Here is a 20,814-nt window from a genome sequence, read left to right as displayed (position 1 = left end):
TTTGCAGTAAATTCAATTTAAAAAAAGGTAAAATCCTTTTTTTATTGCGTGAATTGTTCATTTATGTGTAAACGGGGCAGAGCGACTCAATATGAATCCATTTATTTTGCCTTAATGAAAAATATACATGTATCACTTTGAATGGGGTAAAACTTAGCTCTGCTCACACACCCATTATTATGTGGGTGTACCACTCCTATTCAATTCATTTCGATGATTAGGTGGGGAGTTGAAACTTAGGATAGATTTAATAAAAATAAAAAGGACCTAAGCTGTCCTTTCAGATTTTCACTATCTATTGATTTCTATTCTAATTTTGTTAATTTCCTCTGCAGGTACTTTCTTCTTTCCTCAATATACTCTGTGATAACAGCTAACTCCTTGTCAAAGTCATCCATATTTTGCTTTTTGTATGGGTCCTGTTTGACATACGGCCGAATCAATTGAAGTAGTTTCTCAACCCTTGGAATCATAAATTCAACTGTGAATTGATGGTTCAAAGTGCTCACGAGCAGGCTTCGATATTGCTTTCGAAAACGATCCACGTCTAACAGCCTTGCTGTTAAGGTATTAAAACCATCAATAGGGACATAATTTGCTTCCATTCGTTTACCGTTTACATCCCTTCCCCATGTGGCATCGTAATCCCACGGGATAACTTCAAATAAGCCCGTTTCCCTATTCCTGTAAAGTGCATAATTATGCACGAACCCATCATAGTTTGATGTAAATATAATTCCTGCAATCCAACGTAGGTACTTTTCGACATCGACAAATTTTGAAATTTCCTTTTCAAATTCACTATTTGAAATCGTATTGATTTTATAGATCAATTCCTGTAAGTAATAATCATCTAATTTACTCCCACATTTTCTTTCATAGCCTAATTCGAGTGATTTTTTTGTTTCCTTATCTAAATCACTCATGAGAGAGAAGTTTGCGTCACCATCAACTGCATAAAAAATGCTGCCATTAGGTAGGTTTCTCTTTTTCAAAAAATTCTCATCAACTGATTCGATTTCCAAATAGACCCCTTCTACTTTACCGTTTTGCGTTAAAAAAATATGGTGTGTTTGCGGCGCTAAGACACCTAATTCTGAAAAAAAATCAAATGACAGCTTATTTCTTATCATGGACGGATCCTTGAATTCGGCGTTAAGATGAATTTGTTTTGCACCTTTGAATTTTAATGGTTTATAGAAAGAAATTTGATAAGACTTTTTCGAAAAATCTCGGATATGGGATCCGCGATAACTTAAATCAATTTCAAGCCTTTTTCCCCCCACCGTTAACTGAGCAGGAATCGGATCGTTTATCCAAATATCTCTTCTAAGCTCTTTTAAGTCAAAGGGTTTAATAAAAAGCTTATATTGGGGTAATTTTTCAGCCTCGTCCATTTTATATCCCTCCTTGTTTATTCGTATGTAAGAAAAAAGAAGGAGGTAACCCCAAAATAGCATTTTTTCTTTTATTAGGCTTATGTCTTATACAAAAGCATTCAAACAAACGTAAATTGGTAAAAGAAGAGTGAGTTTTATAGACGCATGGTTTAACAGTTTTCGTGCTCCCTTTTCTACATCAAAAGGAGGTGCAAAAATGAGTGAATTTTCAGCAGAAAATATTCAAAATGCAGCAGAAGAAGTGAGACGCGGCGGTTTCGGGGATTTCATGTTCAGAGACCCTGGTCAGAATCGTGGTAACTCGCGAAGAAGAACTTCCAGACAAAGGACTTCTAGACAAAGAACTTCCAGACAACGGACTTTTAGACAAAGGACTTCTAGACAAAGGACTATTAGACAAAGAACTTCTCGACAACGGACTTCTCGACAACGGACTTCTAGAAGGAACACTTCTAGACGTCGATCAACAAGAAGGAATACATGCAGTCAAAGACGCTGCCAAACCACGATTCAAGGCAATTGGCAAATTAAAAAATGTTGGGATGGCAGTAATCAGTCCTATTTTAGATTGAAAGGAAAATAACATCTTAATCATTCACAAAAAATGTTCCAATACACTATTAATAGGAAAAATGGGAAAGGAAACGTATGCTTCCTTTCCCATTTTTATTTTCTCAAGGATTGTTCTCCTATTTGTGACATTTATGATATCGTCAATCCTATTTTTTTTCTGGAATGATACAGTTCCCATCTGCACAGCTTGCATCCTCATTGGTTGAAAGATCCTGTAGTACTGGGGAAGCAGACTCTTCCTGCCATACTTTTTTTAGAGCACCGATAAAGGTTTCTGTAGGTTGGGCACCGGAAATGGCATATTTTTGATTAATCACAAAATAAGGAACACCGCGAACACCGTATTGCTGGGCAAGGGATTCATCTTGACGGACATCATTGGCATAAGCATTTTTATCATTAAGCACATTTAATACTTCTTGACGATTTAAACCTGCGGACTCGGCAATATCTGTCAAGGTTTTATCCTCGCCTATATGCTTTGAATCTGTGAAATAAGCTTGGAGAAGTTTTTCAGAAACCAATGCCTCTTTCCCTTGTGTTTTAGCAAATTTCGCCAAGCGATGTGCATCGAATGTATTGGTTGGTTTCATCTCATCAAAATTAAAGGTTAAACCAACCGTTGCTGCCTGCTGGCCAACACCCTGATTCGCTTGTCTTGCCTGTTCAATACTCATTCCATATTTTTTTGCTAAAACCTCATGAATATTTTGACCAATATTTTTTGGCGAATTTGGATCAAGTTCAAAGCTTTTGAATTCAACCTCCACTTGATCCTTATTAGGAAATTGTTCTAACGCCTCTTCTAACCTTCTTTTCCCTATATAACAAAAGGGACAAACATAATCAGACCAAACTTCAATTTTCATGTCAACACCTCGTTTTTCTTCGGTTAGCTTTTATAGTAACACAAGGAGGATAAAAATCATTACATGTTGCTCAAGGTGAAAATGGTTGATTTTACCTCTAATTAGGTTGGAATTAACTAGTTATCATAATTTTCTTATTAATAGAGGTGTCCTTCAAGCAGATACTCTTTGAAGGGCATAATCGCCTTTGTTGTTTTATATTTATAATTTAAATTAGACTGATTTTTATTTTTGTCCTCTGGTTTATTTGATTTTCTTCATATCGCTAAATTCTGAGCCGAATGTCCCGTTTTCTACATAAGGAAATCTCTAAAAAAATCGAAGAAGTGCCCTGTACTTTTAATACGGGCACTTTTGTTTATTTTTAAAATTATTCCTTTTCATGCTCAAACTCATCTTCCAATCTTTTAATCTCTTCGATTGATTTTTCAAGGGCAGCTTGCGGACCTTTGAAGTGGTTCTTGTAATAACCTAAGTCCATGATAATCAACAGGATTAACATTCCACCCAAGGCATAGGCGGCCATTTGATTTGGCGGAATCACCATCATAATGGAAATAAAGAGAATCCAGATGATGCTGAGAATATTAATCGGCTTACTCCATCTCCCAAGACTCCACGGTCCGTAATGTTTTGGTAAAAAGATTCCTTTCGCCTCGGCTTCTAATTTAAGGTATATCGGAATTCCATAAGCAACATACAATCCAACCACACTAACCCCAGTCAAGAAGGCGATTGTTGAATAACTAGCATTTGGATTCATGATTTTTGTAAGGTAATCAATTAATGCTAAAGCAAAAGAAAGAATAACAGCCAACCAAATTGCTTTTGCCGGTGTACGGAATTTGCGGCTGATTTCTGCCCAATGACGGCTGAACGGCATGCCTTTATCTCTAGAAAAGGCATACATCATCCGTGAAAATGACGTAATCGATGACAAACCACAGAAGAACATGGCGAAAGTGACGAGCCAGAGAACAATAGAACCAAATGTCCCCCCCAATGCCTGGCTGATAACATAGATAAAGGCATTGTCAGAGTTAACCGCGCCAGCGGCATCATGAATCGAAAGGGTAACAAATGAAAGCATGATAAATCCGAATACGAATGAAAATGCTACTGAGTTGTAAATTCCCCACGGAGCACGAACACGTGGATGAACAGTTTCTTCAATTGTATGGGCCGAAGCGTCATAGCCCGTAAAGGTCCATTGTGCCTGTAATAATCCAATTAAGAATGCTAAGAAATATGGTTTATCGGAAAATGTTTGCCCAACTTGGAATAAGTAATCGATTGGCTGCAAACCATTTTTTGTGAAAAATGCTAAACTAACCACTAAGATAGCGACGACTATCATATGATACCAGGCAGAGAAATCATTTAATTTAGCAACGATTTTAATACCAACGTGGTTGAGGATACCGTGTAATAGGAGAATAACGCCAAAGACAATTAGAATCGTAGTATCAGTGGAAGAATAACCAAAAACTGTTGCTAGAAGTGGGTCGGTAAATAAGGCGCAAGAGTAATCAATTCCGGCGACAATTCCAATTTGTCCAATCAGGTTAATCCAAGCGGTATACCAGCCAATCCTTCTACCTTTTAAGGTGGCAGCCCAGTGGTAAAGTGCACCAGCGGTTGGAATCGCCGATGCCAGTTCTGCGAGTGAAGCGGCGACTAAAAGTACGAAAAAGGCGACAATCGTCCAGCCAAATCCCATCATCCCCGGTCCGCCATAAAGTAATCCATGACCATAAAGTGAAACCGCACCTGTTAGAATGGAAATGATTGAAAATGAAATGGCAAAGTTTGAGAATCCACCCATGTCACGCAATAGCTCTTGTGCATATCCATAACGGTTTAACTGCTTCCTATCCTCCAGCAATTGTTGGTCTTTACTTTTCATTCCTTTCTCCCCTTTCCTATTTAGTTTCTAGCATCCCTATCGACAAAAATTTCATGTTCTTCCTCTTTAAACGCCCGAACGTTTTTATTTGCATTCATTCCAATGGCAGTTCCTACGCAAAGGGTAATCACTACTAAAGCAAAGCCGATAAATACCTCCATTCTACTAACCTCCTTTCTATTTAGGTCATTTCCTCCCTAATAAACTTAGATGTACTTGTGCCAGAATCACTGCCAACTCTTGTGTTAACTTCTGTGCCCAAACCTATCTCACTCCCGGACTAAAAAGACGTCTCCGATCGCCCCAGGTTGCTGTAAAATAAATTTTGCTACTGTCACCAAAGCGATTCGGTTTTTCATACTATATTTTCTCATCCATTGATAGGACTGCTCCTCAGTCATCACCCGTGACTCCATTATTTTCCCCTTCGCCTTTTCAATCAGCTGGCGCTCTTCCAATTTTTTCTTAAGAAACTGTAAATCTCTTGAAAGACACTCAAATTGCTGCTTTTGACTCATCGCGATTTCGATAGCAGGGATTAAATCAAGCTCAGTTACAGGCTTGACAAGATAGGCCGTTACGCCTGATTCTTTTGCATCTTCAATCAGCTCCCTCTGACTGTAAGCTGTTAATAATAGAATTGCCGTGTCCAATTTTTTCCGGATAACTTTTGCTGCTTTTATCCCGTTTAAAATTGGCATTTTTACATCCATAATGATTAAATCGGGTTTTAGCGCAAGGCATTGTTGAACTGCTTCTTCTCCGTTTTTGCATTCCTTAACAACCTGATACCCCTCATCCTTTAGCATTTCACGCAAATCCATCCTGGTGATGGGATCATCATCCACTACCATGATTTTATAGGTCATCCTCTTCCTTCTCCCCTTCTGGAATTGGAAAGCTAATGGTCACGTTTGTTCCTTTTCCCGTATTTGTGAATTGAATGGATCCATTTAAGTCTTCGTGTATTAAGGTATGGCAAATTTCTAAACCTAGGTTTCCTACTTTTTCAGAATTATAATTGAATCCCCTACCGTTATCTGAGACGATCATTTCAACTATTCCGTCAGCGTTTCTTATCCCAATCATTATTATTCCCGTAGAAGCCTCCGTAAAGGCGTGATTCATAGCATTTTGGACAAGTTCATTGATAATTAATGCCAAAGAGCTGGCAGTCCTCGAATTCAGAAATAGGGAATCCCCCTCAACCACGACACGAATTGATTGCTCGTTATCCTTCATTGAAGTTACAATCCCTTTACACATGTAGTCAAAGATTTCCTTGCAATCTACTTCATCTAAGCCATCCTGTGATAAAACCTCGTGAATGATGGAAATGCTCATAATTCGATTGATGCTTTCGCGAAAAACTCGTTCCACCTCCTCAGAGTTTGATCGCCGCATTTGCAGCCTTAAAAGACTTGCAATGGTTTGCAGATTGTTCTTCACCCGGTGGTGAATCTCTTTTATGACCGCGGACTTGAATCTGATTTCTCGCTCTTTTTCTTTCATTTCCGTTAGGTCCCTCAATAGTAGAATTCCTCCAACTTTTTGTTCTCCACGATGGATACAAACGGCATTTATTTTTACAAAAAGATTCCCTCGTTGAAACTCCTCTGATACTACGCCATGCTGTTCGATTTGTTCCATGGCAAACCTGCCGAAGCAAAGCTTGTTCACATTCGTTCCAATCAGCGGGCTACAATGACCAAATTCTATTAAAATAGCATGGGCACGGTGGTTAGCATAGGTTATCAAACCCTCGGCATTGAAAAGAAGCAAACCTTCATGAATTAATGCCGGGATCTTATTTTCGGTCATCGCCTGCTGAAATATGGTTTCACTTAGCTGCTCCGTTGTTTCCAGGAGTACTTCCACATGCTTTTCCTGTTCAACTATGTCAGTAATGTCTCGCTCCATAATTAGAGCGGCAATGGTTTGATTTTTGGTATTTTTGATGGGTGTCACATTTTGCTGAATATTGACATTTTCCTGTGAAATCCCTCTTGAATCGATAACAGATTCTCCTGTTTGTAGGCAGTGGAGCACGCCTGGTTCATTTTGTCTTAAAGCGATTTCACCCCTGACGGGCAGCTGATAAAGCGACTTTCCTGTTTGTGGATGCGCCTCTGCTACAACAATTGCCGCATCTTTTGTAGGAATCAAACAATCGATAAACACATCTGCTTGGGAAACATCCGCCCATAATTGTAGCTTGCTGGAAATTTCCCGGATGATGCTAACATCTTCCTCTGACAGCATGGTTTGTTCCATCACCATCTTAGACATCAAGTTTGTACCACTCCTTCGTGGTCAAGTTTGTACCATTTTATTCTAAGTATTCAAACAATATTCACTATGGGCCGAGATGTTTGACATCCATTTCCTAACCTCGCAGAAAACAAAAAAGTGCCTTGACAACAGTACTAGACTGCATCCAAGGCACCATTGCCGACTTCTATTCACTTTTATAATAAATTCTATTTTTTAATTTCTCATTTATGACTTTTATTAAAAATCTTCCAGCGAGGATGCTTTTCAACCAAATACTGCCACGATTAAACTTCCAAAACCAATCATAAATTTTCTCTGGCTTGGAAATAATAACCTCGATCAATATGAAGGGATGGGATGTTTGATGTCGTTAGAATGGTTTGACAGAGTTTGTGGGGAACTTCAAGAGCACCTTGAGTCTATTTGTGAAGAATATGATCAGGTTGGTCAAATGAAAATGGAAAGAGCTGCCAAACATCCAAGGATTGAGTTCTATGTTGAAATCTCCGATGTGGATACCGAAGAACTTGATCGCGATTATTTCTGCACGCTATTCTTTGATCCGCAAAATGAAGAATTTTACATCGACACCTTTGATGTTGATAGTGGTCATACAGCGAAAATCATCCTTTCAGACATAGAGGAGATCATCGGGGAAGTTCATGATAGTCTTCATGATTATTTGAACGATGATGATGACTATACAGATGACGGTGTCTACCTTCAATCAACTGAAGTATTTGAGGATGAAGAAGATTGTGAAATACTTGACGGAGAAGAGTTCTATGAAACGGCACAGGTCAACAGCGACGACATTTTCGAGGAAATTGATGTCGATTGGTCAACACCAGAGGTTACCGCTTTTAAGCATAAAGATGAAGTGGAAATTACTTATCAATTTGGGGTCGTTCAAGCGACCGGTGACGGTGTCCTCAAACGGGTAAATCGTATATGGACAACGGAAGACGAATTAATCAAGGACGAATCCCATTTTATTTTTAGCCGAGAAGAAGCAAGTACGATTATCGCGATGATTGCCAGCCACATGGATCAATTAAGCGCGTTTGATTTCGATAACAATTTATAAATTACAATAGGAGCAATCCAGTTAGGATGCTCCTCTTCCTTACTCAACCGTATAATCAATTTCAATTAGATCCCACGGAGTAATAATCCCTAGCGGAAACTCATCGTTGTACCCATTTTCGGTAATAATGACACCTTCTAATTTCCGTTTCTTTTTATGTGCTTTTTCAAAAATATTTTCTACCTCAAATATATTAATATCTTTAGCAACAATTTCAATTGAATGTTCTTTTTCGTACTCCATCATATCCGAAACATGGATATCTGATAGATTTACTAGGCTGCTTTCCATATTTTGCGCCATCCATTTTATAATGGAACTGGCCGTCAGTAACCCGACACATTTTTTGTTTTTGTAAATTGGAAATTTTGAATAGCCATGCTCTTTTATGGCTGTGGTCACTTTTAAAATACTATCTAGATAGTCAAAGAAAACAACGTTTTTAGTGGCGATGGATAGTGCGTAATTAGGCTGGCTTAATAAGTTAGCGATTCTTTCAATATGATGGACGACCTTTGTGTTAGGTTCTGCAATATAAAAGCCCACCTCCATTTTTTCATGCACAATCGCATTTCGAAGTCTTGCGTACTGCTCTAGGTCTTTCTTAAATGTTTCAATCACCTGGTATTTTTTTGCTCCAACCTTGACGAGAACCACGAATCTATCATCATTGATTTGAACAATATCCCTAAGCGCATCATGTACTTGATTGTAGGCCACTTCAAACCGTTCAGATAGTGCTTGTCCATGTTTATTGACTGTTTTCATTTTCTTCTCCCACTTGAAATACTTTTCTTTATTATATAACCTTTGTTTTAATAGGAAAATCAAAACTTAGCATTTTCCCTTCAACCTTATTATCATTACATCAGAAAAAGAGCCATACCATTTAGATATTGCCCTCAACATTGTTATTATTGACTGGCTAAAACCATCACCATTTTATCCTCAATCTTTTTCCCTTTCTCTTCATCCAGCATATTATTTAACAGAATTGAAAATATCAATGTTTGCTCACTTTTCGTATTGACATAGCCGGATAACGAGGTGACAGTCGAGAGAGTACCGGTTTTAGCTTTTACTTTTCCTTGGACAGTTAAATTTCTCATGCGATTTCTCAGAGATCCTCCCTCCAACTTGCCATTAACGCCTGCAACTGGTAATGAATAGAAATAAACAGGAAACCACTCTTCCTTTTGTACCGCAAATAAAAGCTGGGAAATTTGGCTGGCTGGGATTAAATCAACATGTGATATGCCAGATCCATCCCGGAGGACCATTGTCTTTGTGTTAAGCCCGAATTTGGTTACCTCTGTTTCCAACACCTCTAACCCTTTTTCCCAGCTGCCTTCCCCTTTAACAACTCTCCCCATTTCCTTGATCAGGACTTCTGCATGGACATTATTACTAAGCTTCATAAACGGGACAAGCAGTTCAGACAAAGGCATTGATTGATGGGCAGCTAAAGTTCTTGCGGTATTTGGCACCACCCCAATTATTATTTTTCCTGAGACTCGGATTCCCTGTTCTAGTAGTGATTGCTTAAATAGCGCTGCCGCATAACGAGTTGGTTCCCAAACGCCAACCCATTCTTTTTTAGCCTTTGATTTCAATGGCAGGGTACCTTCAATAATGATTGTATTCTTTGCATGTTCACGTTCGATAGTGATATCCTTTTTACCTTTTTCCCCCACGGTTACCGCATGATTAATTATCTTCACATATTCGGTCTTCGGGGTAATTTCTACTTTAACCTTGTTTCCTACACTATTTCCTGGTTTGACCTCGACCTCCACGGAACCTGCATCATAATCCGTTGATGGTGATGCTGTCAAAGCGGAAATCTGCGCACCGTAATAAGTCGTTTCATCGCTCCAGGGTAGGTCAAGTGAATAACGGACATCATCATACCATGAATCATCCACAACAAGATTTCCCTTTATTTTTTTAATACCTAGTTGTTTAATGGCAGTAGCAAATGTATCAAAATCTGATTTTAATAGTGTCGGGTCACCTTTTCCTTTTAGATAAAGATTCCCTTTTAATGTTTTCTCTTTTACCGCAGAGTCTGCAAGTACTTCAGTAGTGAAGGTATAATTCTCACCCAAGACATTCAGGGCGGCAGCTGCCGTTAAAAGCTTCATATTAGAAGCAGGTCGTAATCGGACATCGCCCTGATGTTGATAAATAATTTCACCGCTTGAAGCAGTCCGGATGCTCACTCCTGCAATCGCTCCTTGTAAATCTGGATCATTCTTTATTAGTTGATTGAGCTGCTGAATCATTTTCTCATGGCCATTAATGGCATTAACTTGAATGGAGGGGAAAAATACAAAAAGTAATAGAATGGCATATTTTAACACTTTTTTATTCACTCTTTATCAAGCCTTTCCTTTTTTCCTAAGAGTTTGTCCAAAAAAAACAATTGTATTATTACATAGCAGCACTGAAAGCTTTTTCATCATTTTCCAAATCATAAATAATCAAACAATATCGTTTGAGATATAGCGAAAACACAAGAAAAAATAGAAAAAACACCCAAGAAATTGGACAAAACCAAAAATCCCTCACGAAGAGACCATTATTAAAGTGTGTTTTTCACTATTTCTTCACTACAGTTATCTTTTTACTGAGATATGCCCAATTCTGTGGTGCCGGCAGGCTAATTTGCCAAAAGGTTGTGCCGACTAATTGACAAGTATCAATTAACCGATACTTTTCAATAAAACTTCGAATATCTTCAAACCAAACTACATGCTCCTCCACTCCATGCCAGTATCGATACCAGGGTGAACTAGCGGTTTTGTCGAATTCAATTGCCGTACCAGTTGAAATAGCTTTATTCTGGGCGGCAAGAACCGATAGAGCATGGGTAGCATTCGTATGAACTACTTTGTCATATCCATAAAGCGGCAAGGCAATTTGCAGTTTACGAGGATTGATCTGGGTGATAGAGTATTCAATTACTTGTTGCATCCAGGTTATTGGAGCAATCGGATCGGGTGGGCCGCCAGGGTAACCGTAATCAATCGTCATCACCGCCACAATATCGGCCACATTGCCAATCGCGGCATAATCGTAGGCACCGATGATTCGATTGGTTGGAATATCGGCTGTTTTTGCGTGAACATTTACATGCAAAATAAGCTCGCCTAATGCTTTCTTTAAATCTGTTAAAAATATAATAAAATCGCTGCGTCTTGCCGGCGGAATAAATTCAAGGTCGATGCTAACGCCACCAAATCCTCTCTGAACGGTTAAATTCATAATACTTGCTACTAGATTTCCACGATAGGTATGATTTTCCAGCACCCTCCCTGCCAAATCCGCACTGAAATCACTGACTGTAAAATTTCGAATCATTAATAATGGCGTGATGTTTAACTCTTTGCATTTAGACACAATGGCCGTATCCTCAATTTCATTAAAAGCGAATCCATCGTCCGTAAACGAATAAGCTACAATCGCTAAATAAGTTAATTGCCCTGCAAGACTATCAAGTGTTTCGAGGTCCTTACTCTCAGACGATGGTACAATAAATCCAAGTGTGGCCATTTCTAATTTTAATAGGGATGGAATGACGATGATTTGTCCGATAAAAAGTTGGTTTGGGTTAATACCGGGATTGGCCGCTAAGATTGTTGGAATGTCAGTATTGAATTGTTGAGCCAATTTCCAAATATGATCACCTGGTTTTATTTGATAGGAACGGAGTAGCGGCATGGTATCAGGAAGATATAACGCAAGGCCTGGGACGAGGGTACTCGCTGAAGGTAACCCATTAAGCTCCACAATGGATTGAATAGGTACTCCAAACAAAGCAGAAATCGTCCACAAGTTTTCGCCAGTCTTCACAACATGAACAGCCATAACCTCTCACACTCCTTAATAATCATCATATGACCTTAAACCATGAAGTTATTACTAGAAGAAAAAACGAACTTACCAATGGCAAGTTCGTTCGACTTCACTATAACCTCGGATCAATCGGATCGGCTTCTAACGCCAAAACTCCTAACACACATTCATGGTGCCGCTCTAACAGCTCCCGTTGAACAAAGCGATTCACAGCTTCAACTCCCAAGGCAAACTCCTTCAATGCGTTACGATGCCTCAACCGCGAATATGGAAATGAGCGTGACCAATCCTGGCACTTTTCCTTAAACTCAGCTCTTGTCCATTCAAAACGGTGATCGCTGTGTCGCAATAAATCATCTATATCGTATACGACATTATATTCTTGGTTTGGAGTGGTCACGATTAATACCCTTGACTGATTATCTTTTAAAATCGTTTCAACTAAGATAAAATCTCTTTAATTCCCTCAACAAATCCAAGTTATACCGGCTCGGGCAAATTATTATCTTAAAACTCATAATCATCTTCATACCTGTATCTTCTATACTTTTCCCGGTAGCAGGATTCACAAGTTGGAAACGAATGATCCCATGGCAGTTTTTTGCCACAGGTCTTACATTTTTTAACGAATTTCTTTATATCCGTTTTTAACCGTTCCTGGACCTGATTACTAACTTCCATTCGCAGCCGTTCCCAATAAATTGTTTCTGTTCGCTCTCCTAACCGGTATAGAAATAAGAGATGAAGGCCAATCGCTTTGTAGCTGAGTTCTAATTCTTCCAAGCTATTGTCCTTTAGAATTGGTTCAGGGAGCTCTCTTCCTTGGATAATTGCGAACATTGTTTCTTCCCACTGCTTTGTTAAAATCGACTCGTTTTTTGAAAAAGGTAGATGTAAAAAGCCATAAAGATCCATTAATGACAGCCTTGCTTCAATTTCCGTCCCAACTATCTTTTGATAAAGGGCCTTCTCCTCTGAAAGTGAGGCTTTTTTCGTACCTTCAGGGCTTTCAAATTTTCCCCATAATTCAAAAAAGGTACCAAGGTCGCGATAATAGCGTTGGAAACGTTCAAAGACAGAATTCGTTGGAGCAATTGCAAACGTATGAACAGGCTCATCCTCCTGCAGAAGCAAGTTCCTCATTTTTTTAATATCGCTAGTAAAAGCCACTTTCCCGATATCATATTTCCCTTTTCGGCCAGCACGCCCGGCAATTTGCTTCACTTCTTGTGATGTAAGCAGACGCCTGCGGGTTCCATCGAACTTTTCATTTTCTAAAAAAACAATACATCGAATCGGTAGGTTTAAGCCCATTCCTATCGCATCTGTCGCGACAATGACCTTTGTCATGCCTTGATTAAACTGTTCTATCTGCCTTTTTCTTGTTTCGGGAGGCATACTGCCGTAAATCATGCTGACAGAATGACCGTCATTTTGCAGTCGTGAGGCTGTTTCAAGCACACGCCTTCTAGAAAAACAAATCAGAGCATCCCCTTTTTTAATGTGTTTAATATGGAACTCTTTCGTTTCGACCTCGAGCGGCGTATCACGGCTGTACTCGTGAATTTCAATATTTGAATCTCCCAATAACTGCAGGAGCATCGATTTTGAATTTTTGCTGCCAATAATATGTACTTCTTCCGCATTAGCTTTCGTGATTGCCTTATACCAGGAAAAGCCGCGGTCCTTATCGGTGATCATTTGTGCTTCGTCAATGACGACCACATCATAATATTCTTTTTCATGAAACATTTCTACTGTGCAGGAAGTATGGTGTGCATTGGCAACGAATTTTTCTTCCTCACCAGTTTTTAAGGAACATGGAGTCCCCTCAGCATTCAATTTATCATAAACCTCAAGAGCTAACAGACGAAGCGGTGCCAAATACAAGCCGCTATTTGCTGCTTTCATCTTTTCTAAGGCATGGTGCGTTTTCCCTGTATTCGTTTCGCCAATGTGTAGGACATATCGAACATGCTGTTTTAATGAAGGGTCGTATTCTGCTCCAAAGATGTCCTTCATCATCCGGTCTTCCGCATCTCTTTTTCGCTTTATTTCTGCTTGCTCTTCTTTTTGCTTACGATCTCGCTCCTGGAAATCCTGTTCATAAATTTGCTTATGTATTTTTTGCTCAAATGGAATGTCTGCTAATCTTATTAAGTCAGCCAGGTATTCCGCCTGAATATCCTCTATAAAATATCCCTCAACATCGTATAATAGTTGTGCAATACTTCCTTTTACAAAGGAAGGGGATAGTTTTTCGTGAAAGGTTTCTTGAAAGTCAGCTTTAAGCTTTGAAGGAATCAGCTCAAGTACTTTTTGAGGTAAAAGCTCTGACAAATAATCTGAAATTAAGCTTTCATAGACAAAGAAATAGGTTTGGTATTCATAAGAACTTCTCCCCCAGTTCAGGGTCTTATGGATATCACCTGTCAGTTCTTCAAAAAAAGTGGCTACTGTTGTATAGGTGTCAGGATTAAATCGGCCTTCATCGACCAATTTCACTTCCAATGCAAAGGCATCAACTGATTGAAACTTACTATTGTTTTCGATATCCGCCCTTAATTGCGTAGCAACGAAGTGCCTAACATTTAGGTAGAACCATTCGTAATTTTGTTCAATCATTTCAACAGCAGACTCTTCTATTTCATTTCGGATTGATTGCTTTTGTTCTTCAAGGTGTTTCTGTTCTTCCCGCTTTAAAAAATTGTCCTTTGCATCTAGATAACGTCTTTCCCACTGTTCATTACTTACTGCAAATGTTTGTTTCATCCACCCCATTGGATCGAAAGGCTGGTACGTCCTCATTTCATCGCGGAAAAGTTTATTTAGTAATTTTCGATCGATTCCATGGACAACATACCCTTTTTCACTTAAAAATTGCTTTTTTTCATTTTTAGGAACATCGTTTGTCGATTTATTCAACCAAACATTCACCCAAATTTGTTCAACATAATGTCCCCGCTCTGCCAAGTATTGGTCAAAGGACGGTAGTGATTCTTTCGTTTCAAGATAACGATCAATATCTTCAAATACTTTCATTTTTGTATGTTCTACTGCTTGAGGGTAAATGGCTATTAATTTGCTCATAAATTTCCCTCCTTTTCTAAAAAATATTTTCCTGAATTCATTCTATCACAAAACAAAAAACCGAACGAGTATTCGGTTTTAAATATTGTGTTGATTGCAATATTGATCAACCAACTCTTCGATTTGGTCTAACTCCGGAAACTTGCCTGAAAACTGAAATTTGATTTCTTCGATAAATTGATCTTTGTTGTAGATGTGGACCGCTCCGTTTTGTTGAATGACACTATACTCCGGTACAAAACGATAACCGTTGCGTTCTATTGCCCCCATTATGAGTCCCCCTTTGAATGATTTATAATAGTATTTGCAGTAAATGGCGGTCTAATCCGATTTATGTCGATTGTAAATTGGATGCATTTTTGAATTTGGCTCATTTTTCGAAGGTAATGGCTGATTTTTTGATCTGATTGGCTCACTTTTCACAAGTTATGGCTGAATTTTTGATCTGATTGGCTCATTTTTTATCTACTTTGGCTGATTATACTTATTTTCCCAATTTAAAAATAACTAAATAAAGAGGATGGTGCTACTGCACACATCCTCTACCTTTATTTATGCTGTTGTATAAACCTCTTTTTTATTTTGTTCATGACGAATCGTTGCTTGGGCTGCAGCCAATCGTGCTAGCGGCACGCGGTAAGGTGAGCAGCTAACATAATCCAAACCCGTTCTATAGCAGAAATCAATTGAGCTCTTTTCTCCCCCATGTTCGCCGCAAATACCTGTTTTTAAGGAAGGCTTTGTCGTGCGGCCAAGTTTCACCCCTGTTTCTACTAGTTTACCTACACCCTCTTGATCAAGTACAGCAAATGGATTTTCTGGAAGAACTTTATTTTCGATATAAGCTTGGAGGAATTTACCCTCAGCATCATCACGGCTATAGCCGAAAGTTGTTTGTGTTAAATCATTCGTTCCGAAGGAGAAGAAATCGGCTTCCTCGGCAATTTGGTCAGCAGTTAAGGCGGCACGTGGAATTTCAATCATAGTTCCGATGGTGTACTCAATGCCTTTACCTGTTTCTTCCTGAACCTTAACGGCTGCATCAATCACTAACTGACGCATTTGTTTCAACTCATTCACATGGCCTACAAGCGGAATCATGATTTCTGGCTGTACTTCCATACCTTTTTCCGCTAATTTTGCAGCAGCATAGAAAATGGCTTTCGCTTGCATTTCATAAATTTCCGGATATATCATGCCAAGTCGGCAACCGCGGTGGCCTAGCATTGGGTTGAACTCATCTAATTGGCGAACCTTTTTGAGCAATTGCTCTTTTTTCTTTAATTCCGCAGATTGAGGGTCAGTGATTTGAAGCTTCGTCACTTCGACTAAAAGTTCCTCTTTATCTGGTAGAAATTCATGAAGCGGCGGGTCCAATAAACGAATGGTTACTGGGAACCCTTGCATGGCTTCGAAGATTCCTTCAAAATCGCCCTGTTGCATTGGTAATAGGTCGTTCAATGCTTCCATTCTCTCACCATAGTTTTCAGCAAGAATCATTTTTTGAACAATCGGAATCCTTTTTAAATCCATAAACATATGTTCAGTCCGGCACAATCCAACTCCACCTGCACCAAATTCAAAGGCCTTCTTCGCATCTTCTGGGTTATCAGCATTAGCACGGACACCTAATTTCCGTTCTTGGTCTGCCCAAGAAAGTAGTAGCTGAAACTCATCCGAAAGCTCTGGATCAATCATTTGAATTTCGCCCAGCATGATTTCACCAGTTGATCCATCAATGGTGATGACATCTCTATAGTTGACGACGGTAGTGCCAACCGTAAATTGTTTTGCTTTCAAATCTATTTTCACCGCCTCACACCCGCAAATACAGGCTTTCCCCATACCACGTGCAACAACTGCGGCGTGACTTGTCATACCACCACGGCTTGTCAATATCCCTTGGGAAGCAACAATGCCGTGGATATCATCTGGTGTTGTTTCCGGTCTAACAAGAATCACTTTTTTGCCTTCATTTGCAAGAGCTTCTGCTTCATCGGCGTCAAAGACAATTTCACCTGTCGCGGCGCCTGGCGAGGCTGGCAAGCCTTTTGCTAAAACTCTTTTTTCAAATGAATCGTCAATGCGGCGGTGCAAGAGCTGATTTAATTGATCTGGATCCACACGAAGTAAGGCTGTCTTTTTATCAATAAGTCCTTCTTCGACCATTTCAACCGCAATCCGAATCGCCGCTTGTGCTGTACGCTTGCCGTTACGTGTTTGAAGAATGAATAGCTGACCACGTTCCACTGTGAACTCAATGTCTTGCATTTCTTTATAATGCTGCTCAAGACGCTTGCAAGTATCGGTAAATTGCTTGTAAACACCTGGCATTTCATCTTTTAAAGTAGCGATTGGCTGCGGTGTACGAATCCCCGCGACCACGTCTTCCCCTTGGGCGTTAATTAAATATTCGCCGTATAGGACATGTTCTCCAGTCGATGGATTTCTCGTAAAAGCGACACCTGTACCGGAATCATTTCCCATATTCCCAAACACCATGCTTTGGATATTTACAGCCGTTCCTAAATGATCTGGTATTTTATTAAGTCGGCGGTAGACAATCGCACGCTGATTATTCCAAGAATTAAAGACAGCATTAATCGCAAGGAAAAGCTGTTCATTCGGATCCTGAGGAAATTCTTTTCTCGTATGCTTTTTAATAATATCCTTATAGCCGATAATAACCTCTTTCCAGTCTTCCGCACTCATTTCCGGATCAGAGGAATAACCTTTTTGTTCACGTGTTTCTTCTAAAAATTGCTCGAAATAATAGGTATCAATTTCAAGCACGACATTACTGAACATTTGAATAAAACGACGGTAAGAATCATAAGCAAAACGCGGATTATCCGTTAATTTTGCCACTCCTACTACGGTTTCATCATTCATGCCAAGGTTCAAAATCGTATCCATCATTCCCGGCATGGAGAACACAGATCCGGAACGAACAGAAACTAGCAATGGATTTTGCGGATCGCCTAATTTCTTGCCCATTTTTTCTTCTAAGCGGACAAGAGCTTCTAATGTCTGTTTCTCTACTAAAGTTGGTATTGTTTTGCTAGCTTCATAGTATGCATTGCAAGCCTGTGTTGTGATAGTAAATCCATAAGGAACCGGAAGGCCAATTCGCGTCATTTCTGCTAAGTTAGCTCCTTTTCCCCCAAGTAATTCTTTCATTTCTCCATGACCTTCATGAAATAAATATACAAACTTATTCATAATTAAAAACTCCTCTCTTTTTTCAATATGTCTAAAATCAGTCCTGCCGTCTCTTCTACAGCTTTATTGGATACATCAATGACCGGACAGCCGACGCGCTTCATGATTTTTTCAGCATGATCTAATTCTTCTAGAATTCTCTCAAAACTGGCGTAATTCGCTTGTGAAGCTAATCCTAATGCCTTTAAGCGCTCCTTACGAATTTCGTTTAATTTATCTGGTGAAATGATTAACCCAATACAATTTTTCCTAGGAACAGTAAATAATTCATCAGGGGGAGGAACCTCTGGAACCAACGGTACATTGGCTACCTTGAACCGCTTGTGCGCCAAGTACATCGAAAGCGGTGTTTTCGAAGTCCGAGAAACACCGATTAAAACGATGTCGGCCTTTGTAATTCCTCTCGGATCGCGGCCATCATCATATTTGACGGCAAATTCAATCGCTTCGATTTTTCGAAAGTATTCTTCATCTAGTTTTCTCATAAGACCTGGTTGATGATTCGGCTCCTTATTAAACCTAGTTATAAAAGCATTCATTAATGGACTAAGCAAATCGACTGCTAAAATACTTTCTTCAGATGCCCTTTTGTCCAAGTAATCCTTTAGAGAAGGAATGACAATTGTATAGGCAATAATCGTATTCCCTTTCTTTGCTAACATAATGATATCTTCAATATCTTCAATGTCATCTACATAGGAATTTCGGCGAATTTCAATCTGGCTGCTGTTAAACTGTGTTGCCACTGCTTTAACGACAAACTCAGCTGTTTCCCCCACAGAGTCAGATACAACGTAAACAACCTCTTTATATACCAAAATGGCAGCAACTCCTCTGCGTATTATTTTTCCATGATTTCTAAATATGCCCGCGTTATCGTTGTTTTGGTAATCCGTCCTAACAACAAATATGTATTCTTTTGTTGGTCCACTTCCTTCACTACAGGCAGGGAGTCAATGTGATTTTGAATCATTTTTTTCGCTGCTTCGAGCAAGGTTTCTTCAGAATTAATAGTAATAATATTAGGCATTCTCGTCATAATGACACTTACTGGCAATTCTTGCAGATTTCTGTTTCCAAGTGATGCCCTGAGCAAATCCTTCCTTGAAATAACCCCTGCCAAATGCCCCTCTGAATCCACAGCGTAAAGCGTGCCTACGTCCTCTAAAAACAACTGGACAATCGCATCATAGACGGGGGTTGATTTTTCAACGACAATTGGGTGCGCCTTATAATCCGTCACTTTTTGATGGAGGAACTTTTCCGCTTGACGTTTGACTTCATAATTATCATTAAAAAAATAGCCGACACGCGGTCTTGCATCTAATTTTCCCGACATAGTTAAAATAGCAAGATCTGGTCTTAGCGCTGCTCTTGTTAAGGAAAGCTTTTCTGCAATTTCTTGTCCCGTAATTGGTCCATTCTGTTTTACAATATGAAGAATTTCATCTTGGCGTCTTGTTAGTTTAATCATTACTCCCCCCCTCGCTTCACTTATATGTCTATATTTTATAGGAAACAATATAAATGTGTTATACTTATTTGTATATAGTATATTACATTTGGATAAAATTCGAAACAATAATTTATACTTTTTTTTGACAAAATAAGAAACAATTTTTATACCTTTTGGAAATAAACTATTTTGATTGTTAATAAATAAGATAAATGGACAATCATCTGTTGTTCACAGACAAAACCCCTAATGGATAAATGAGAAAAAGGATTGCGGGTCCAGTCATCAAGACTAAACTCACAATCCTTTTTATACCGCAGAGAAATCGCGGATTTTAGTATATATTTTTGATACCGATGGTCGGGGTCGAACCGACACTCCTTGCGCAACACGATTTTGAGTCGTGTTTGGATCTCTGATCCCTCGAACCATTGGTATTATGCTATTTATCTACCATTATTTTAAATTGTGTCATACAGTCTGTCAATTTATGTTCCTATTATATTTACCTATTTTTATAATTTCAATCATAATAAATCGATTTAGAGTGCTAGAGCGATAGAGAAAAAGCATATTTAGTTTTATGTCCATTTTTGTTTGATGATAAGGACCGCGGACCAAAAAACAGAAAAGACACCACATCATTTTTAGATGTCTTTCTTGAATTGCTATGCATGCTGCTGGTTTTCCTCTTTCAACCATGTAACAGTAGGATATTATTTCTCCTTTTACTTGATTCACAATTCCACCCTTAAACATTTATTTTTTTATTTACAGAACTATCATTTTGTTTCCAAATTTTTAAGCTAATAATAATAATTGTGAAACCTTTAAAAAAAATCCATATTTTTCATTTATAATTGCACTATCTGGTATTAGTAAAAAACATGGAGGTTTGCACATTATGGAATATGTTCTTGGTTTTATTGTGGTCTTACCCCTGTCAAGTAGACAACATAAAAAGCTAAGCTGCCAACGCGTGTCGATATTCAATCGGCGCGCGTTGTTTTAGTTTCTTTTGAATACGTTTGTAATTGTAGTGATAAATATAATCTTCAATCGCTTGTCGTATCTCCACT

Annotated in this window: 18 protein-coding genes and 1 pseudogene; 3 read left to right on the top strand and 16 right to left on the bottom strand. The window is 38.9% G+C overall.

What is annotated here, in order from left to right:
* Nucleotides 1-305: 305 nt before the first annotated feature.
* The gene (locus M5A78_RS21110; protein WP_248737258.1) at nt 306-1,397 is read right to left on the bottom strand and encodes a CotH kinase family protein; all 1,092 of its coding nucleotides are present in this window, start codon (nt 1,395-1,397) and stop codon (nt 306-308) included.
* 199 nt (nt 1,398-1,596) lie between these two features.
* Between M5A78_RS21110 and M5A78_RS25035 the strand changes: the two are divergent.
* Both M5A78_RS25035 and M5A78_RS21105 read left to right on the top strand, forming a co-directional pair.
* A pseudogene (locus M5A78_RS25035) lies at nt 1,597-1,671 on the top strand (CotG/ExsB N-terminal domain-containing protein); the annotation flags it as partial.
* 22 nt (nt 1,672-1,693) lie between these two features.
* Nucleotides 1,694-1,972: a hypothetical protein gene (locus M5A78_RS21105; protein ID WP_248737257.1), complete on the top strand. Its 279-nt coding sequence runs from the start codon at nt 1,694-1,696 to the stop codon at nt 1,970-1,972.
* Between the two features lie 147 nt (nt 1,973-2,119).
* Here the strand turns inward: M5A78_RS21105 and M5A78_RS21100 are convergent, their stop codons facing one another.
* From M5A78_RS21100 to M5A78_RS21080, 5 genes are all read right to left on the bottom strand, one after another.
* Complete coding sequence (locus M5A78_RS21100; RefSeq protein ID WP_248737256.1) at nt 2,120-2,842, bottom strand: DsbA family oxidoreductase; 723 nt, start codon at nt 2,840-2,842, stop codon at nt 2,120-2,122.
* Between the two features lie 370 nt (nt 2,843-3,212).
* The gene (locus M5A78_RS21095; protein WP_248737255.1) at nt 3,213-4,748 is read right to left on the bottom strand and encodes an amino acid permease; all 1,536 of its coding nucleotides are present in this window, start codon (nt 4,746-4,748) and stop codon (nt 3,213-3,215) included.
* Between the two features lie 20 nt (nt 4,749-4,768).
* The gene (locus tag M5A78_RS21090; RefSeq protein WP_248737254.1) at nt 4,769-4,909 is read right to left on the bottom strand and encodes a hypothetical protein; all 141 of its coding nucleotides are present in this window, start codon (nt 4,907-4,909) and stop codon (nt 4,769-4,771) included.
* 108 nt (nt 4,910-5,017) lie between these two features.
* Nucleotides 5,018-5,617 (bottom strand): ANTAR domain-containing response regulator, encoded by a 600-nt coding sequence (locus M5A78_RS21085; protein WP_248737253.1) that lies wholly within the window; start codon nt 5,615-5,617, stop codon nt 5,018-5,020.
* A complete protein-coding gene (locus tag M5A78_RS21080; RefSeq protein WP_248737288.1) occupies nt 5,607-7,037 on the bottom strand; it encodes a sensor histidine kinase in 1,431 nt (476 codons plus the stop codon). Before M5A78_RS21080 ends, M5A78_RS21085 begins: the two co-directional genes overlap by 11 nt.
* Before the next feature lie 349 nt (nt 7,038-7,386).
* On the opposite strand from M5A78_RS21080, the gene M5A78_RS21075 reads away from it, so the two are divergent.
* Nucleotides 7,387-8,109, top strand: coding sequence for a hypothetical protein (locus M5A78_RS21075; protein ID WP_248737252.1), 723 nt, complete (start codon nt 7,387-7,389; stop codon nt 8,107-8,109).
* Between the two features lie 39 nt (nt 8,110-8,148).
* Here M5A78_RS21075 and M5A78_RS21070 read toward each other — a convergent pair whose 3' ends face one another.
* From M5A78_RS21070 to M5A78_RS25030, 10 genes are all read right to left on the bottom strand, one after another.
* On the bottom strand, nt 8,149-8,877 hold the full coding sequence (locus tag M5A78_RS21070) for a CBS domain-containing protein (RefSeq protein WP_248737251.1): 729 nt from the start codon (nt 8,875-8,877) through the stop codon (nt 8,149-8,151).
* A gap of 146 nt (nt 8,878-9,023) precedes the next feature.
* Nucleotides 9,024-10,484: a D-alanyl-D-alanine carboxypeptidase/D-alanyl-D-alanine endopeptidase gene (gene dacB / locus M5A78_RS21065; protein ID WP_248737250.1), complete on the bottom strand. Its 1,461-nt coding sequence runs from the start codon at nt 10,482-10,484 to the stop codon at nt 9,024-9,026.
* Nucleotides 10,485-10,710: 226 nt separating this feature from the next.
* A complete protein-coding gene (locus M5A78_RS21060) occupies nt 10,711-11,979 on the bottom strand; it encodes a LysM peptidoglycan-binding domain-containing protein (RefSeq protein WP_248737249.1) in 1,269 nt (422 codons plus the stop codon).
* A gap of 100 nt (nt 11,980-12,079) precedes the next feature.
* Nucleotides 12,080-12,367 carry a hypothetical protein gene (locus M5A78_RS21055; protein WP_248737248.1) on the bottom strand — a complete coding sequence of 96 codons (288 nt, stop codon included), beginning with the start codon at nt 12,365-12,367 and terminating at the stop codon, nt 12,080-12,082.
* Nucleotides 12,368-12,474: 107 nt separating this feature from the next.
* Complete coding sequence (locus M5A78_RS21050) at nt 12,475-15,057, bottom strand: helicase-related protein (RefSeq protein ID WP_248737247.1); 2,583 nt, start codon at nt 15,055-15,057, stop codon at nt 12,475-12,477.
* A gap of 78 nt (nt 15,058-15,135) precedes the next feature.
* Nucleotides 15,136-15,327 (bottom strand): YbxH family protein, encoded by a 192-nt coding sequence (locus tag M5A78_RS21045; protein WP_248737246.1) that lies wholly within the window; start codon nt 15,325-15,327, stop codon nt 15,136-15,138.
* Nucleotides 15,328-15,609: 282 nt separating this feature from the next.
* Entirely contained in the window at nt 15,610-18,279 is a 2,670-nt protein-coding gene (gene ppdK / locus M5A78_RS21040) for a pyruvate, phosphate dikinase (protein WP_248737245.1), read from the bottom strand.
* Nucleotides 18,280-18,281: 2 nt separating this feature from the next.
* A complete protein-coding gene (locus M5A78_RS21035; protein ID WP_248737244.1) occupies nt 18,282-19,097 on the bottom strand; it encodes a pyruvate, water dikinase regulatory protein in 816 nt (271 codons plus the stop codon).
* 23 nt (nt 19,098-19,120) lie between these two features.
* Nucleotides 19,121-19,753, bottom strand: a complete 633-nt coding sequence (locus M5A78_RS21030; protein WP_248737243.1) for a helix-turn-helix transcriptional regulator — start codon at nt 19,751-19,753, stop codon at nt 19,121-19,123.
* 946 nt (nt 19,754-20,699) lie between these two features.
* Complete coding sequence (locus M5A78_RS25030) at nt 20,700-20,813, bottom strand: IS3 family transposase (protein ID WP_406603730.1); 114 nt, start codon at nt 20,811-20,813, stop codon at nt 20,700-20,702.
* Nucleotide 20,814: the final 1 nt, after the last annotated feature.

This window comes from Neobacillus rhizosphaerae, from assembly GCF_937468385.1.
In the GTDB taxonomy this organism is placed as follows: domain Bacteria; phylum Bacillota; class Bacilli; order Bacillales; family Cytobacillaceae; genus Neobacillus; species Neobacillus rhizosphaerae.
This window is presented reverse-complemented; position numbering and strand designations above follow the sequence as displayed.

Coding starts and splice junctions, on each gene's coding strand:
- M5A78_RS21080 (WP_248737288.1), bottom strand. CDS start 7,037: ATGTCTAAGATGGTGATGGAACAAACCATGCTGTCAGAGGAAGATGTT.
- M5A78_RS21090 (WP_248737254.1), bottom strand. CDS start 4,909: ATGGAGGTATTTATCGGCTTTGCTTTAGTAGTGATTACCCTTTGCGTA.
- M5A78_RS21030 (WP_248737243.1), bottom strand. CDS start 19,753: ATGATTAAACTAACAAGACGCCAAGATGAAATTCTTCATATTGTAAAA.
- M5A78_RS21060 (WP_248737249.1), bottom strand. CDS start 11,979: ATGGCTGTTCATGTTGTGAAGACTGGCGAAAACTTGTGGACGATTTCT.
- ppdK (WP_248737245.1), bottom strand. CDS start 18,279: ATGAATAAGTTTGTATATTTATTTCATGAAGGTCATGGAGAAATGAAA.
- M5A78_RS21045 (WP_248737246.1), bottom strand. CDS start 15,327: ATGGGGGCAATAGAACGCAACGGTTATCGTTTTGTACCGGAGTATAGT.
- M5A78_RS21095 (WP_248737255.1), bottom strand. CDS start 4,748: ATGAAAAGTAAAGACCAACAATTGCTGGAGGATAGGAAGCAGTTAAAC.
- M5A78_RS21110 (WP_248737258.1), bottom strand. CDS start 1,397: ATGGACGAGGCTGAAAAATTACCCCAATATAAGCTTTTTATTAAACCC.
- M5A78_RS21085 (WP_248737253.1), bottom strand. CDS start 5,617: ATGACCTATAAAATCATGGTAGTGGATGATGATCCCATCACCAGGATG.
- M5A78_RS21050 (WP_248737247.1), bottom strand. CDS start 15,057: ATGAGCAAATTAATAGCCATTTACCCTCAAGCAGTAGAACATACAAAA.
- M5A78_RS21100 (WP_248737256.1), bottom strand. CDS start 2,842: ATGAAAATTGAAGTTTGGTCTGATTATGTTTGTCCCTTTTGTTATATA.
- M5A78_RS21070 (WP_248737251.1), bottom strand. CDS start 8,877: ATGAAAACAGTCAATAAACATGGACAAGCACTATCTGAACGGTTTGAA.
- M5A78_RS21075 (WP_248737252.1), top strand. CDS start 7,387: ATGTCGTTAGAATGGTTTGACAGAGTTTGTGGGGAACTTCAAGAGCAC.